Source organism: Salipaludibacillus neizhouensis (assembly GCF_002886185.1).
Classification (GTDB): Bacteria; Bacillota; Bacilli; order Bacillales; family Salisediminibacteriaceae; genus Salipaludibacillus; species Salipaludibacillus neizhouensis.
The window spans coordinates 1,906,559-1,923,656 of record NZ_KZ614146.1; the positions used below are offsets into that span (position 1 = coordinate 1,906,559).

A 17,098-nucleotide genomic window follows, 5' to 3' on the forward strand; every position below is an offset into this window, starting at 1 on the left:
AGGTGGGAGTAGTGTGTTTTATCAGTTAGTAGATCAAGTCAGTGCATTTTTTAGAGAACCTTTTATGAATGCTGCAAACAGTATGGAATCAATTCCTCTATTTTTCGCCTTGGTACTAGGTCTGGTTGGTGCTTTAGCGCCGTGTCAGTTCTCTGGAAATATTAGTGCTATCACCCTCTACGGGTCGAAGTCTCTTAACCAAGGAATTTCTTGGTCTAACACTCTCTTTTATACACTCGGAAAAATTGTTGCTTTTACAGCTTTAGGAAGCATCGTTTGGATTATTGGACAAGAATTCCAACGAGAACTCACACCATACTTTCCATGGATCAGGAAGATTCTAGGCCCACTGCTTATTTTAATAGGTTTCTATATGCTTGGTTTCTTTACAATGAAGTGGACAGTGAAGCTATGGAAACATCAAGAGTCAGGAGGAAACAAGGGACAAAGAAAAGGGAACTGGGGCGCATTTATGCTCGGTTTTAGTTTTTCACTTGGGTTTTGCCCGACAATGTTCATTTTGTTTTTTGTGTTACTCATGCCAGTTACTTTTTCAACTCACTATGGAGTGATATTGCCAGGTGTTTTTGCGATAGGCACTGCAATTCCGCTCTTCATAGTAATTTTTGTGATTTGGTTTCTGGGAGCTGGAGGTTCCATATTAAAAAAAGGGAGAAGGATAGGACGAGTGGTACAAAGTATTGCAGGGGGAGTCATGATCGTAATTGGTATATTAGACATTATGACGTTTTGGTAATTCATGGTGACCAAAAGTTATACAAACCCTATCATATAAATCTTTGTTCTACCTACTCTATAAAACTAGGAAGTGCTTAAAAGTGAGAAAAACGAATTATTTCAAGGGAATATGGATGATTTTAGCTTTATTTTTTTCTGTCTCATTCATTACTACAGAAGTTGAGGCCCATTCAGATATTGAAGAAATCAAACCAGATGTTATGTCAATGTTAGAGGATATTCCTGATAAAATTGAAATCAGTTTTGGAGTACCTATTAACCTATATACTGATTCTATTCAATTGAAAGATTCACAAGGAACTTCTATTAAAATAGAAGAACCCACTTTAGAAAATAATAATAAAAATGTGTTTGTACCCATACCCGATGATTTGTCACCTGGTACATATACTGTTTTTATAAATGTTGTCGCCATAGATGGCCATGAATTAAATGAACAATTCACATTTGAAATATCACAGTCGATAGAAGAAAAAGAAAAAGTTCAAATTGAAACTGAAAATCATCTACAATTTGAAAAAACAATTCCTCATGATGGGGCATTAATCAAAAAAAGACCGGAGAAAATTGAAATATGGTTTACAGGTGAAATTGAAAATGACAGTGACGTCTTATTTGGTTTATTTAACGACAAAATGAACCCAATAGACATTAAAAAGGAATATATTAATCCTGAAAATCCACGAAGTTATATTATTGAGCTTAATGAACAGTTAGAAAGTGGAACATATCAAGCAAACTGGTATACACAAGGGAAAAATGGGGGAGATAGTGGGATATTTTATTTTGCCGTTAATGAAGTAACATCCATTGTTAACTCAAAAGTTCCTATTGATAATGTAGATAATAATATTGGATTCAATAAAACAGCTAAATGGCTATCGTACGTTGGAGTTTTTGTGCTATTTGGAGTGATGTTTTTCCAGCTGTTTATATCAAAAGGAGCAGAATATCTCCAAAGATGGAACATAATGGTACGTCTGTTTTATATAACAGCATTAATAGGGTTTATTTTATTACTAGTATTACGATTTAGAGAGTTGGAAAGTGTACCTTTTAATGAACTTTTGACCTTCCAGTTCATGTGGTTAACTTTCGCTCAATTCATTCTTCTAGTAACTGCTTATTGGATTAAGCGCATAAAATATCGTTTAATAGTTATTAGTTCAGTTATTGTATTATGGTCTGTTTCAGGACATTCCTCATTATCTGGTCATGGTGGCCTTTACGCTATCTTTTTCGATCTAATACATGTTTTCGCATCAGCTATCTGGATTGGTGGGCTTTTTGCTTTATTAATTATGATACCTAAAGATAATCCAATCGTATGGTTAAAAAAATATGGGAAACTTTATTCTGAGTTTGCTTTTTTAAGTATTATCTCCCTTTCTTTATCCGGGCTAGGAATGATTATACTATACCTTCCCTCCTTTAGTTTAGAAAGTCTTATGGTTAGTAATTGGGGGAATTACTTGTTATTAAAAATAATTCTTTTTGTAATTATTCTTTTGATTGGTTTACTGCAAAGGTACTTCCTGCACTCAAAAAAACAGCTTACTTCTAGTTTTTTATTGAGAACTAAAACAGAAATAATTATTGGTGTTATTATTATTTTTTTAGCCGCTTCTTTAATGAGCTCTTCACCAAGAACTGCAGAGCAAGGCATTTATCCAAGCCAATTAGTTTCTGATCATGATGTCAGTGTTACAGTAGACATCACCCCTTTTAAAGTCGGATACGGTGATATGGTATTAGAATTTGATACGGAACAATCCATTGAAAGTGTAGATATTGTATTAACTATGCCACCTGATTATGAAAGGGAGCAACGAGCATTTAATTTAGGGGATGGGAGGTTTCAAGTTACTGGAGCACTTTTGCACGCTCCTGGCACAATGAATCTTAATATTTCAGTAAAAACCTCCAGAGGTGACATAGTTGAAATCCCTTATATTATTCAAGTACCGGGAGAAACAATGGGTAATTGATCTTATTGGGGCAATGAAGAATATTTTGTGAGGATTTGATGGTGCAATATACAGTCTTTCAATAAAGAATAATCATTAAATGAATGAAACAGAAAATAAATACAAATACGGGATAAGTAAGGTGAACAGCATGAATTCTATCGATATAGTAAACTGGGTAAATATCATTTTTACTATCCTAGCAGCTTTTATTACCTTAACAATTTGGTTTACACTTATTTACTCAGGGATTCGTCGTAACAATTATAAATGGACATTTAGATCCTTTACTGTACTTAATATGTTTTTTGCATGGATGCTAATAATTCTCATCCAAAACTGGCTTTCCAATCACTTTAATAACGATTTGTTTAATATAACATACAAAATTGGTTTCGTACTTTTACCACTAACTCTTATTGCTTTGTGGCGAGTGGTTTTCATGGCTACAGGCGATTATCTACGTTCCGTTCTTAAAAGAAAGTATTACCGAAATATATTTATATTAGTTATTTTTATTTACAGTATTGTTTATACATTCACCTCTGGTATGGTTACGGTCACTAGTTCTTCTGAGGATCTTGTACCACTTGAAAGGTATATTGAAATTACTCAAACCTATGGTCCGTTATCCCCTTGGCCAAGTATCGAATTTTGGTTCCCAACTGTCAATCTGTTCGGAACCATCTCACTTGCAGCTGTTCTTATGATGGTTACAATAACATCCATGTTTAGTATTACTATTATCTTGATGGTTTACTACTGGAAGTTGAGAAAGAGGTTAAGCATGAAAACAGCAACCTCTACGGTTGGATCCGGTGTTTTTGCAACACTAACTTCCTTTGCTTGCTGTACATTTCCAGTTATTTACCCAATCCTCATCTTATTTTTTGGTTCGGCTACTGCAGAACCACTTTTACGCTTAATCACTAACGAATCGGGTTTGTTTATTAACGTCATGCAAATGGCCGTTCTATCCTTAATGGTTTTTTGCGTTATCTATACTGGAAATCGCATAAATTTGGAAGTGGCAAATCAGAGAATACCACCGAAGTGAATAACGTAGACTTGTGAAAATGCTATAAATCCACATTTATTTGAATACTTATAAGTCAATGGATGAGGAAAAAAAGATCGAACCGCTAACCTTTTAAAACTTTGATACGAGGTCATGCTCTTTTTAACAAGTATAATAAAAACATAATGTTTTCATTCATCACAGTTTTATCACATCTATGGAGTATATTGATAGATAACTGAAAGGAGGAAATACAAAATGCTTAATAAAAAGTTAATGTTACTCATGTCATTTGTTCTCGCAGCTTTCTTGGTTATCGGAGGTACAGCTTTTGCTTCACCGATTGAAGGGAATGGAATGATGAACATGATTAATGGAAACGGGATGTCTAATATGATGGAAGCTATGAACTCTCCTCAAGGACAAGAAATGATAGATGGCTGTCAAGATTTTATGTCCTCCTATGATGACTAAGGCATTACCTAAGAATAAAATTTTCATGATATGTAGAGAAGAGGAAGGCTAACATTAAAAGGTCTTCCTCTTTTTATTAAAGGAATCTTATATCTACAGTTAATCTGAATAATAAAGATTTTAACTATAGGTAGGCCACTAATGGAAGAATAGGTACTAATGTTGGATAAGTCTTGTGATTATAAAGAAATTCAGAAGATAAATGATCTTATAAAACTTTGTTATACAGAATAATACTTTAATATCCTCATAAACTAGAAGGGGTACAGCCAAAAAGGCTGCCTCGATTAATTAACCTTTCCTCCCTAAACACGCCTTCTATGGTTGCCCCTCCTATTTCAGATTAGCTCAATACTGGCTATCATTTCACGAATCCGTTTAAAATATATTGATCATTTCTTCTTACATTTCTGCTGGGTTGAGCATCTACACCATCTGTATTTCGGAGAACTACCCAGCCTCACGACAATGCGAAAGATAATGTCATGGTTTATCTGTCATTGGAAGTTGGAGAATGTTAAGTTTATGATAAATTAAAACAGGAAGAGGGAAAGGTTCCATGATCTATATTGATCCTTCCCCTCTAAAATCCTTCTATCTATCGTAATTTTAATGTTAAAAATAAGACAGTTTTGGATCATTGTAGATATTTCATTGAAAAAAGGACTATTTTCAGTCTGAAAACTGTTTTAGTTGCAAAATAAATTAAAATAATCACAGTTTCATCAAATTTGTTTTGTATAGTTAGAAGTACATACTAATAAATAAATAATGAGGGATGAAATATGAGGAAATCTTTAGTACTAGTAGTTGATGATGAATGGAATATGAGAAACCTTTTACGTGTTTATCTTACTAAGGGTAACTTTGATGTAATCGAGGCCAAGGATGGTCATGAGGCATTGTCAACCATACAACACCAAAATATTGACTTGATTATTTTAGATATAATGATGCCAGGAATGGACGGATGGGAAGTTTGTGCCCATATACGACAAACCAGCCGAACGCCTATTTTGATGTTAACAGCTCGAACTGAAACGAAAGATAAAGTGCAAGGATTAACTATGGGGGCGGATGACTATTTAGTCAAACCGTTCGAACCAGAAGAAATGATGGCGCGTGTAAAGGCGCTACTTAGAAGATCAGAGGGAACTAGTTCAAATTCGACCATCCTCACCATTCAGGATATGAAAATTGATCCTGAAAAGAGAAAAGCTTATATTCATGATCAACCATTCGAATTAACGCCCAAGGAATTTGATTTGCTATGTGTACTAATCAATCATCCTGGACGGGTCTTTAGCCGCGAAGTGTTACTGGATCAAATCTGGGGAAATGATTATTTCGGAGATTTAAGAACAGTTGATACCCATGTCAAGAATGTCCGCGAAAAAGTTCGCAAAGCTGGTTTAACTTACAGTCCCATCCAAACAGTTTGGGGAGTGGGTTATAAATCGAAGGATCTTGAGGAGAGAAAATGAAAGTAAATCGAATTGCCATTAAATTAGGATCCACCATCACATTACTGCTGCTTGTCGTTTTACTTCCTTTAGGGTTTGTCATTGATCAGATATTTTCAGGTTTTTATTACGGTCAAGTTCAGGAAGACATTGATCAACAATCTTCCCATTATGCTACTGCTTTAGCCGACCCCGAAAATGGGATGATGGTGCAGATGATAGAGATGATGGCCGAATTATCACAAGTGAAACTCTATATTGTGGATACTGAAGGCGAGATTATCGCCAATTCAAGTGTTCCAGGATTATCTAAGGGATCTTTCATACCTGAAGAGGAAATGAACACTTTGTCTAGTGGTAACACCATTAAAAAAGAATATGAAGCTCGAACAATGGGGAGTCGTTTTCTCGTCTCCGGTCAACCGATTCATGATGGGGATACTTTTTATGGTGGAGTCTATGTTTTATCAGCGGTAGACAGCATTTATGAATCCATACAAAAGGTCAGACAAATGTTGGTTTTGTCTAGCATCGGAACTTTCTTTCTTGCGCTTGGATTTACTGTGGTTTTGTCTAGAAAACTCTCTAAACCAATGGTACAAATGGAACAGGCCACTCGTAAAATTGCAAAGGGAGATTTAGATGCACGGGTGAAGGTTGTAACAGGTGATGAAACTGGTTCTTTGGCTCAGGCCATCAATGATTTAGCCGCTGATTTGAAGGTATATCGAGATACAAGAAGAGAGTTCCTCGCTAATATTTCTCATGAATTGAGAACCCCGATGACTTATTTAGAGGGGTATACAAAAATCTTAAAAGAGAACTTGTATCAGAGTGAAGCAGAGAAAGAGCAATATTTAGATATTATCCAACAGGAATCAGTGCGACTAAACCATCTCATTAATGATTTGTTTGAACTATCTAAAATGGAAGAGGGAAAGTTCAGCCTGAATCAGGAGTGGATTGACCTCAGGGAAGTGGTGGAGAACATTCATCACAAGGTTTCGTTAAAAGCAAAGGAAAAAGGAGTAATTTTTGCCTTTACTATTGAAGAAGATGTATCGTTGGTTTTTGGTGACGGTCTTCGAATGGAGCAAATTTTCAGCAACTTATTAGATAATGCCATTCGATATACAGACCAAGGGATAATTAGTTTAAATATAAAAAGTTTACAACCTTACGAGATCTTAATCGAGATTATAGACACGGGGAATGGAATCCCTAAAGAAGATCTTTCTTACATTTTCGAACGTTTTTACCGTGTGGAAAAATCTAGATCACGGGAGCATGGAGGTACCGGATTAGGACTGGCTATTGTAAAACAGTTGGTAGAAATTCAAGGGGGGACCATTCAAGTATTTAGTGAATTAGGGAAAGGAACCAGGTTTGAAATCAGGTTCCCTGTAACCTCAAAGAAAGGAAATGGGGGAGAAGAATTATGAAAAGGATAGAATGGATTTTGGCGATATCATTGGTGGTGATTGGTCTGTCTTGCTTGACAATGTCTGCCAACTGGCTTGTGACACCCGATTCAATGAGACCTTATTTAAATACATTATTTCTCATTTGCTTCTGGGCATGTGTTCCAATTATTGTCGCAACCTTGCTGTACTTAATCTTTAGGAAGAAAAAAGGTGATTCATAAATATATTCCTAAGATGCACGGTATAACACGGACTAATGATAACAGATTATTGAGGGGATGAATTTATATGATGAACATGATGAATGGGTCCATGATCTTAATGATGATTTTCTGCATTTTGGTCATAGGATTGGTGATTTACGGTGTATTTTCATTGCTATTTAAAGGTATTGAAAAGAAAAAAGAACCCATGCACCACGACGATAATTCAGCTTTTCAGATGTTAAAGGAAAGGTATGCAAGAGGGGAAATCAGTGAGAAAGAGTTTGAACTGAAAAAAGCAATACTTAAAGAGAAATAATCGTTGAAAAAGATACAAGTAGCCAGAAATTTGGTAATGGTGACAGATGAAATTGCCATGGATTGTGAATATTAGAAAGTAGTAAATAGGCGAAAAAATCTTGTGGTACCAATACTTTGGAAAAGAGCTTGCTCAGTTTTCAGGGATAAGGTATGGATCAGCAAAAAAGGTTAAGTTAAACAAACAAAAAAAGGAACCTAAAATAACGTTTTAGGCTCCTAAATATTTTTTAATAAGCTCCATACCCGCCATAACTAGCACCGATAATTATTAGGAGAATAAAAAGTACCACTAATAATGCAAATCCTCCACCGTGACCATATCCTGCTCCTGCTACTGCACCACTCATTTGAACAACTCCTTTTATTTTTTTTAGTGAAAATACCTTACAGTTACAAGATATGTTGATAAGAACCTTCTTGCTTGGATTTATACCTAAAAAATACTTGTGTAGGTTCCGTTGGTAAAATAAGCGATTCCAGGGTCTGTTGAGTTGTATTGGTTTGGTAAGAGCAAACCTTCAGTATATGGAGACGAAATGTTAGTTGGCTATACATATAAGCCGTTTGTGCATAGAATATTTTTGCATTTTCAACATCGCGATGCCCAGTTACAATATTATTTAATAAATTTTAAGATAGAAAGCAATTGGCCAATTTAGTGTGCTAATATTGGTATAGTTTGTGAAAAATATACTTAAACTAAAGTGCAGTTAGTAGAAGAAGAGAATCTTTAAACAAAGATTTTTCTAGATGGCAATGGAGGAAGCAAGGATGCAGCAGTTAAAAAGAATAGGAAATTCATTTTGGTATATGACACCCGTTTCAGAGACTGACAGACCGACTTTAGGAATGGTCGTTGGCAATGAAAGGAACTTGATGATAGATGCAGGTAATTCAGAAGCACATGCACGTTTGTTTTTAGAAAAGTTAAGTGAACATAATATTTCAAAACCAGATTTCGTTACAATAACTCATTGGCATTGGGACCATATTTTTGGATTGTCGGCCCTAAAAGATTCTTTGTCTATCTCATCTTCAGAGACGAAAAAAGAAATAAATAAACTTACCGGTTATGAATGGACAGATAAGGCTTTAGACGAACGAGTTAAAGAAGGAACAGAAATTGAATTTTGTGCTAATTGTATAAAAAAAGAGTATGGTCAAGAAAGAAATATACATATTCTTTTGCCTAGATTAACATTTGATAATCAGCTTGAAATAGATCTTGGAGGTGTCACATGTGTGTTAAAACATGTGGGAGGTAACCATTCACAAGACTCTGTTGTTGTTTATATTAAGGAAGAAAGAATATTATTTCTAAGTGATAGTATTTATCCAGATATTTTTTCCTCCAAAAACAACTATACAACGAAACGCACATTAAAATTAATACAAGAACTAGAAACATTTGATGCAGAAACATACATCCTTTCACATTCGAAAAATTTGAATAGAACTGAGTTTTTGCAAGAAATAGAGTTGTTAAAAGCAGTCGGATTCTATACTGAGAAATATAAAGGTGATACCGAGAAAATAAAGTCAAAGTATAAACAAACGCTAAATAGAGAGTTAAATGAAGAAGAATTACAAACAATAGAATATTTTGCAAATGGCTATGAAATGGATTATATCTAATACACATGGAACTTTAGTAGTTATGGGATTACAATCGGATGGAGGGAGAGAAGTCGCTCTTTTTTCCCTTTTCTTTTTTACTAAAATCGTGTTTACATATAAGTCGAGTTTGCCCCATGTTAAATCCACTAATTAAATAAAATATATTGTTGCACATTCCGACGAGATCAGGACATTGAATTCGTTTTGTGAAATCACTGATAACGATATAGATCGGATAAAATATTAAATAAATTAATTCCTCTATAGTTTCTTAGTTTCTTATACATATCCAATTTAATAGCGTTCATAATGTGTATATCAGTATAATATGAGGCTTGTTTCAATTTCTCCTTTATTAGGAATTATTTTAATTTAACGAAACATTATGTATTGACAAAGACAACTAATAGCATATAGACTTATATTATACAGAAAGTTGATCTCAGGCAAAATATATAACTATACACAACTTTTGTTATGCTTAAAGATACAAAAATTAGAATCGTGCTTTTTTTTACGGAAAAAGTTGACCTAAGGCAAAAAAAGTAGTGATGATCTACTTTTTAGTGAGGAGGAAAGAAATGACGGCTATAAATGTAAAAGGTCTCTATGTTTCTTACTTTGGGAATGAAGCCATTAATAATATTTCATTCCAAACAAATACAGGGACAATTTTGGGAATCATTGGACCGAATGGTGCAGGGAAATCAACCTTATTAAAATCCTTATTAAGCCTGATCCCAACTGATAGAGGGGTTATTGAGTACTATGGAAAGCCAGTAAAAGAAACCAGAAACAAAATTGCTTACGTACCTCAACGTAGCGATATCGATTGGGATTTTCCAATCACTGTGCTTGATACAGTTGTTATAGGAACATACCCAAAATTAGGTCTTTTTAAGAGACCGAAACAGAAGGATAGGGAATGGGCTTATCATTGTTTAGAGAAAGTTGGAATGAGTGATTTTGGGAAACGTCAAATTGGTGAATTGTCAGGAGGGCAACAACAACGAGTATTTTTAGCAAGGGCACTAGCTCAAGAAACGGAAATGCTTTTTTTAGATGAACCTTTTGTTGGAATTGATGCATCAAGTGAACAAACAATCATTACGATTTTGCGAGAATTAAGAAATCTAGGAAAAACGATTGTTATTGTACATCATGATTTAAATAAAGCAGCTTCTTATTTCGATGAGATACTATTGATAAATAAAGAATTAGTAAGTTATGGAAAGGCTCAGGACGTATTAAAACCTAATAATATAACAAAAGCCTATTCTGGCCAGCTTTCATTCTTAAAAGAACTTGGGGTGAATTTATCTTGAATTTAATTTCTTTTTTTGATGCAATTATCCAGTATAGTTTCTTGCAAAAAGCGTTAGTAACATCGGTTATGGTAGGCATTATATGTGGTGTAATTGGTTGTTTTATCATATTAAGAGGAATTTCGTTAATGGGAGATGCGATTTCACACGCAGTTCTGCCAGGTGTAGCGGTGTCCTATATGTTTGGGATAAATATTTTTTATGGTGCGGTATTTACTGGCTTATTAACAGCTATCGGGATAGGTTATATTAGCCAAAATAGTAGAATTAAGCATGATACATCTATTGGAATTATGTTTAGTGCGGCATTTGCCTTAGGAATAATTCTTATTACTATCATGCAAAGCAGTGCGGATTTGTATCATATTTTATTCGGGAATGTTCTTGCTGTTCCAGTAGCAGAGATGTGGATGACATTCATTGTAGGCGTCATTGTTCTAACAACCGTTTTTCTTTTTTATAAAGAATTGTTGGTTACTACCTTTGATCCAACGATAGCTGCAACATTCGGTTTACCAAATAAGCTTATACATTACATGCTAATGATACTTTTAACAATGACCACCGTTGCCTCTTTACAGACAGTGGGTATCATCCTAGTCGTTGCCATGTTGATTACACCTGCTGCAACCGCTTATCTTTTAACGAATAAGCTTTGGGTAATGATTATGTTATCTTCTGGATTTGGAGTTACTTCTTCAATAGTGGGAGTATATTACAGTTATACTTATAATTTATCATCTGGTTCAACCATTGTTTTAGTTGCAACGATATTATTTTTTATTGCGTTTTTCTTTTCGCCGAAACAAGGAATTCTATGGAAATCAATAAGAGCAAGAAAACATCGTTCACAATTAGCAAATAATTAATTAGGGGGAAGCATCATGATAAAAAGAAAGATATTCAGCGTATTAGGAATGTTACTACTGATTCTACTTACGGCCTGTGGAGAGAATCAGACAACTCAAGAAATAAAGGAAGAAAAAAAATTACAAATAGTTACGACCTACTCCATTATTTTCGACATTGTAGAGAATGTTGCAGGTGATCATGCAGAAATATATAGTATCGTTCCTATTGGTGCTGATCCTCACGAGTATGATCCACTGCCAGAAGACTTAACAAAAACGACAGATGCGGATGTTGTTTTTTATCATGGTCTAAACTTAGAAGAAGGAAACGGTTGGTTTAACAAATTAATTGATACAGCAGGAAAGTCTAAAAATGTTGTGCATCCTGTTAGTGAAGGTGTGGAGCCGATATACCTTGAAACACTAGGGCAAACGGATGATCCAGATCCACATACATGGCTTGATGTAAGTAATGTCATTATATTTGCGGAAAATGTACGTGATCATTTAATAGAAGCTGACGTTGAAAATCAAGAGGTTTATAAGAAAAATGCCGAAAAATATATACAACAATTAGAAAAACTTCATACTAAAACTCTTGATAAAATACAGGACATTCCTGAGGAAAATCGTTTTCTAATAACGAGTGAGGGTGCTTTTAAATACTTTGAAAAAGCTTATAACATTGAGACAGGGTACATTTGGGAAATTAATTCAGAAAATGAAGGCTCCCCAAAACAAATGAGTGACGTTGTTGATTTAATTAGGGAAAAGAATATTTCAGGATTATTTGTTGAAACAAGCATTGATCGCAGAAGTATGGAAACAGTTTCAATTGAAACAGGTGTACCAATTGCAGGAGAGGTTTACACTGATTCATTAGGGAAAGAAGGAACTGATGGCGATTCTTATATTAAAATGATGGAATCAAATCTTAATGTATTATATCAAGGGTTAATTGATGGAGATGATTAATGAGACAACATGAAGGCCTCTCGGATTCATGTTTACCCCGTTTCTGTTCAAAAACACGGATTCCGTGCCAGGTAACTGGTTCTCTAATTGTTCTTCCCTGAACGCTTGAAATAGTGGGATAACAACGGAATGAAGAGGGAGGAGGCATTCTTTTCTTCCTTTTCATTCAACACGGACCGTACCACGGTAGATCCACTTATTCTTGCCGTCTCATACCTGATGTTGCGAGTAATTTAAATAGTATTTGGTTAAGCATAGCAAGCGATCGTGATCATTTTCTAGAAAATATAATATCTTTTGTAATTCTTCTAAGGTCATAATAACAAATGATTGCTTACCAGCCATGAAACATTTTGCATGTAATTTTCTTTTAAACAAAACACACTGAACGACTGTAAACATGAAATATGCCGCTGAATGGTCCGTGATTTAGCATGGTGATTCATGACTTGATCTTGAATAAACCTTCGACTCGTTGATGGAATTAACGTATCTAACAGTTATGATCGATCATTTGTTCGTAAAAAGTCTTGATAGCATTTTAGATCAAAAGCATGCCACAAAGTGTATTTATCGAATAGTTTTTTTCAACTTCAAGATACATCATAAAATCATCGAAAGCTTCTTGAAAATTCATTGTAAAGACCTCCAAATCAAGTGAATTAACGGACGACACTGAAACTTATGGATCGATCCTATAAAACTTATGAAGTCAGTCCTAATAGTCAAGTGAGGGAATTAAGTTCACGATAACATTTATTATCGTAACAAGGAGTTATGGTTATTGTCCCTTTTTGATTCATTTCTAGTTTACATAATATATATTATAGGAACCCGAATATAATATTAATAATCCGTCTCAATTAATAAGTATTCTTATTGTTTTGAGACGGAATTAAAATTTTTTATATATTTTTATTATTTACCAATTTTCTTTTTATCCAACTTACTTCGTTGACCTGTCTCTCTAATTCTAATATCAACTTCAATCGTTATTTCAGATTTTTGCCACCGGTCTTTTAACCACTCTTGTTCACTAAAGTTTTCATGGTCTCGAATCCACAGACGATGTCCTAATAACCAAGGTTCAACATTGATATCTTTCATTTTTTGAATGGTCTCATACATATTTTCTTCAATGGATACTTCGACTTCTTTTTCGACTTTTCCAATGAGGTCTTCCGAGGTTTTTATTTCACCAGAAGCTATGTGAATTAATTCCCCCTCCCCACTTACCTTAACAAGGAATTTATCAGGGTCAATCGACACTACCTCTATTTTAGAGTCTGTATTTATTCTCAAAGAGACTTCTATCATGGTGTTAGAGCCGGAATCGACTTCAACTGTATAATTCAAATTATCTAATTTCTCTTCTTTTAGTAATGAGCTCATGCTACTTTGCTTTCCTTTAAGTACGTCAATCATCTTCCTATCTTTAAAGATAGCATGATCTTGGATAACATAATCAGAATTAGTACTAATCATCGGAATTTTTGCAGCTTTCGCAATCATATTCGAATCTCTTCTAAATTCGTATAACTTCAATTCTTCGACACGAACCATTTTTTGACCGGCTTCAAAAAAATTACTTATATATAACGCTGGAAGTGATGCTAGTGGAGATTCGAACGAAAGGACGTCATAGACGGTCTGGTTTTCTGGTACTACAAGTAAGTGAACACCATTATCAACAGGGGCTCTACGGTCAATTAAATCAATAACATCTCCAATCCCCTTTCTTGCTAATTTTTCACCTATCACAACTGTTTTTAAATGACCGAAAAATAACACAGTTGGTGTTCTTGCTTCAATGTCTGCGATTGCATCCCATAAGGAAGCATGCACGGCCATAAGTGTTTCAAATTCAGAACCTTGCTCTCCTCCACCTCCTCCGGGTGAAAACTGTGGAGTAACTACTGGCATTTGCAACGATACTTCATATTCTTCATCTTCGGTTATGTCGATTCCTAAACCTAAAATCATCGTTCGTTGATCTATTTCCTTAGAATCAGGAATACATCCTGCCAGTAAGCAAATAAAAATAAGAATAACTACCTTTAAACTAATTTTTATCATTGGCTTTCTCCCCTTTTACTGGCAATCAAAAAAATGCCGAGTATACTCGGCACAAGGAAAGAATAAAGGATTAGATTCATGTTTTGAAGAGTCAAGTCCAAATTGACATATCCAGGAGTAAGTATAACTAAGAAAAACAACGAAACAACAACAAGTAATTTTGTCATGATATCTGTCTTTTTCAAAGGTGGGATAAGCTTCTTTAATAAAAAACTTGTGAACCAAATTTGAATGACCGATATCTTGTAGAAAGAAACGAGCCAAATAGTTAGAAAAATCAAATCTAGCCTTTCAAAAATTCCAGTCCCCTTTGTCACAGACTGTATTAAGGTCGTTAGTGGGGATAGTAAGGTCAGTGCTTGGTCAAAACCAAATGTCCCTAACACCACTATCGCAACCATCGAAAAAGTGATCATTACAAACAATAAACTTATCGTTGATACCTTTAAAAATGGAACATCATTCTTCATATACGGAAAAAATCCTAATAACGCAACTACCCCCGCATATCTAGACATATCTGATATCGAACTCTTCAAAAAAGTCATCGTATCAACACTTAACACTGGTGGTATATAGATCCATTTAAAATCCTCAGTGAAAAAGAGAAAAATCACAGTAATAAAAATAACGATATCCATAATAAATAGTGTCACCAAAAATTTTGCGATTGCTTCTATTCCATAGATAATCGAGAAAAATATAATAAATAAAAAATATCCAACTATAATCCAAGCACTTGTATTTGTTAGTAAATAGCTATTTACAATAATGAGCAATGTCTCTATTCCCCAGCGACAGGTAGCAACCGCACTTATAAACAAATATAAGATAACAGGAATGTGAATAATAGCTAAAGTCTTTTCACGGAAGACTTCTATTAAATCTCCTCTTTCTTGTTTTTTTAAAGTTAAATGAAACAAACCAAGCAGAATAAGATAAGGAATAACAGAAAGTATAACTTTAAGCCATGCACTCCTTATCTCTTCACTACCTACATATGGCAAGAGAATAACTCCTAAAGTAATCGTAGAACAATAGGTATATACAAACAGCTTAGACGTACCGAATTTTTGATCAGAGTCACGTAAATTCATAGGGCATCCTCCAATTCCCTTCTTTCATAGAGACAAATTCATTTTTCGGGGTAAAAAAAATGAAACAGTTTTTTAAATTGCAAAGGTACAACTGGTGAAAGATAACTATGTCCTAAGTTATTCAACTTACATAAGTGAAGAATTGTCCACCCTACTGCTAAAGTCATTCCATACAGTCCTAATACCGATGCAGCTATTACATATAAGTATCTTAAAAGACGCCACGTAGCAACAAATTCCCAGTAAGGAACCATAAAGATGGCGATTGCAGTAAAAGCAATCGTTATCACCATTATATTACTGACTAGACCTGCTTCAACAGCTGCCGTTCCGATAACTAACCCACCAACTATACCAATCGTTTGTCCTACAAAGCTTGGTAATCGTATACTAGCCTCTACTAGAACATCTAAAGCAAATAGCATTACTAATGCTTCCGTTGGTGCATCTAACGGTATTTGTGATCTTGACTGAGCAATTGTAATCGCCATTTTAGTTGGAATTAATTCAGGATGAAATGCTACTAAAGTAACATAAAGAGCAGGTAAAAGCGTGCCGATAAAGACTCCTACAAAACGTAAAAGACGAACAAAAGAATAATTCCATTTTACGGTAAATGATCGATCTTCATTTGAAGAAAAGCTTTCAAATAGTTGGATAGGTGTAATAATACAAAAGGTATGGTGATCAAAAAATATAACTACTTTTCCACTTCTTAATCGAGCCGCCGCTTGATCAGGCCGTTCTGTCAATAAGCTTTGAGGAAACAAAGATAAATGACCTTTTTGAAAAAAACGTGCTAACTCACCAAGATCGTATATATCTTCATTTTCAATCTCTTGCATTTTTTGGTGAATGTGATTCTTAACTTCATCATTTACAGCAGAGGCTAAATATACAGCATTGATTTTCATATTTCTCGTTTCACCAATACTGGCTTCAATCGTATGCAAATTATAATCCCTTATAAAATTTCGGATTATCACAACATTTTTATCTGCATCTTAAACAAAACCGATCTTTGGGCCAAATACCTGATACTCCGTAGTAGGCTCACTAATCGACCGTGTTTGTATTTCCCTCAATTTTAATAAACGCGGAGCATTTCCTTCGAATTGAATAAGTGCATCTCCATTTAGGATCCCTTTCATAATGTCATACCAATTATCAGGTATATCAGAGGAGACAGTTTCATAAATACGATTCTGGGCTATTTTGTCGTCACTTTCTAAAAAGACGTCATTTAATGCCCTTCTAACAACCAAATCATCTAACTTTTTCGTGTCAGTTAGTCCTATAACATAGGAAATATTCAAATTTGAATAAGTAGATCTTTCAATGAGTCTAACCTCAAAATCATATGTATCAGCAAAGATTTCTTTTAGAATTTTTTCATTTTGAGATAAAGTCTTGGAAATTACGTTAGGGTCATCGATAATCTTGTTAATTCTATTTTCCGAAATGGGCTGCTTATTAGGTATTTTTTTCATTATAAACCTCCCATTTTTTTAGTAATCATAGTCTGTGG

Annotated in this window: 14 protein-coding genes and 1 pseudogene; 11 read left to right on the plus strand and 4 right to left on the minus strand. The window is 34.5% G+C overall.

Annotation, left to right across the window (positions count from 1 at the left end):
* The first annotated feature begins 64 nt into the window (after window positions 1-64).
* The 7 genes from CEF18_RS08855 to CEF18_RS08890 all read left to right on the plus strand — a co-directional run bounded on the left by CEF18_RS08855 (window position 65) and on the right by CEF18_RS08890 (window position 7,627).
* Window positions 65-757, plus strand: a complete 693-nt coding sequence (locus tag CEF18_RS08855) for an urease accessory protein UreH domain-containing protein (RefSeq protein WP_110937638.1) — start codon at window positions 65-67, stop codon at window positions 755-757.
* An 82-nt stretch (window positions 758-839) separates the two neighbouring features.
* Window positions 840-2,747, plus strand: a complete 1,908-nt coding sequence (locus CEF18_RS08860; RefSeq protein ID WP_110936128.1) for a copper resistance protein CopC — start codon at window positions 840-842, stop codon at window positions 2,745-2,747.
* A 130-nt stretch (window positions 2,748-2,877) separates the two neighbouring features.
* On the plus strand, window positions 2,878-3,783 hold the full coding sequence (locus CEF18_RS08865; protein ID WP_110936129.1) for a hypothetical protein: 906 nt from the start codon (window positions 2,878-2,880) through the stop codon (window positions 3,781-3,783).
* A gap of 219 nt (window positions 3,784-4,002) precedes the next feature.
* A complete protein-coding gene (locus tag CEF18_RS08870; protein WP_110936130.1) occupies window positions 4,003-4,218 on the plus strand; it encodes a hypothetical protein in 216 nt (71 codons plus the stop codon).
* Between the two features lie 785 nt (window positions 4,219-5,003).
* A complete protein-coding gene (locus CEF18_RS08875) occupies window positions 5,004-5,702 on the plus strand; it encodes a response regulator transcription factor (protein WP_110936131.1) in 699 nt (232 codons plus the stop codon).
* Entirely contained in the window at window positions 5,699-7,123 is a 1,425-nt protein-coding gene (locus tag CEF18_RS08880; RefSeq protein ID WP_110936132.1) for a sensor histidine kinase, read from the plus strand. Before CEF18_RS08875 ends, CEF18_RS08880 begins: the two co-directional genes overlap by 4 nt.
* A 270-nt stretch (window positions 7,124-7,393) precedes the next feature.
* Window positions 7,394-7,627 (plus strand): SHOCT domain-containing protein, encoded by a 234-nt coding sequence (locus CEF18_RS08890; RefSeq protein ID WP_110936134.1) that lies wholly within the window; start codon window positions 7,394-7,396, stop codon window positions 7,625-7,627.
* Between the two features lie 229 nt (window positions 7,628-7,856).
* On the opposite strand, the gene CEF18_RS08895 is transcribed toward CEF18_RS08890, so the two are convergent.
* A complete protein-coding gene (locus tag CEF18_RS08895; RefSeq protein ID WP_110936135.1) occupies window positions 7,857-7,976 on the minus strand; it encodes a YjcZ family sporulation protein in 120 nt (39 codons plus the stop codon).
* A gap of 424 nt (window positions 7,977-8,400) precedes the next feature.
* Between CEF18_RS08895 and CEF18_RS08900 the strand changes: the two genes are divergently transcribed.
* The 4 genes from CEF18_RS08900 (at window position 8,401) to CEF18_RS08915 (ending at window position 12,397) form a co-directional block, all read left to right on the plus strand.
* Window positions 8,401-9,264, plus strand: coding sequence for an MBL fold metallo-hydrolase (locus tag CEF18_RS08900; protein ID WP_110936136.1), 864 nt, complete (start codon window positions 8,401-8,403; stop codon window positions 9,262-9,264).
* 563 nt (window positions 9,265-9,827) lie between these two features.
* Window positions 9,828-10,571: a metal ABC transporter ATP-binding protein gene (locus tag CEF18_RS08905; protein ID WP_110936137.1), complete on the plus strand. Its 744-nt coding sequence runs from the start codon at window positions 9,828-9,830 to the stop codon at window positions 10,569-10,571.
* Entirely contained in the window at window positions 10,568-11,440 is an 873-nt protein-coding gene (locus CEF18_RS08910; RefSeq protein WP_110936138.1) for a metal ABC transporter permease, read from the plus strand. The genes CEF18_RS08905 and CEF18_RS08910 overlap by 4 nt, the downstream gene beginning before the upstream one ends.
* A gap of 15 nt (window positions 11,441-11,455) precedes the next feature.
* Window positions 11,456-12,397, plus strand: coding sequence for a metal ABC transporter substrate-binding protein (locus CEF18_RS08915; RefSeq protein WP_110936139.1), 942 nt, complete (start codon window positions 11,456-11,458; stop codon window positions 12,395-12,397).
* Between the two features lie 918 nt (window positions 12,398-13,315).
* On the opposite strand, the gene CEF18_RS08920 is transcribed toward CEF18_RS08915, so the two are convergent.
* From CEF18_RS08920 to CEF18_RS08930, 3 genes and pseudogenes are all read right to left on the minus strand, one after another.
* Window positions 13,316-14,473, minus strand: coding sequence for a Ger(x)C family spore germination protein (locus CEF18_RS08920; protein WP_110936140.1), 1,158 nt, complete (start codon window positions 14,471-14,473; stop codon window positions 13,316-13,318).
* Entirely contained in the window at window positions 14,470-15,570 is a 1,101-nt protein-coding gene (locus CEF18_RS08925) for a GerAB/ArcD/ProY family transporter (RefSeq protein ID WP_110936141.1), read from the minus strand. Before CEF18_RS08925 ends, CEF18_RS08920 begins: the two co-directional genes overlap by 4 nt.
* A gap of 38 nt (window positions 15,571-15,608) precedes the next feature.
* A pseudogene (locus tag CEF18_RS08930) lies at window positions 15,609-17,060 on the minus strand (spore germination protein).
* Between the last annotated feature and the right edge of the window lie 38 nt (window positions 17,061-17,098).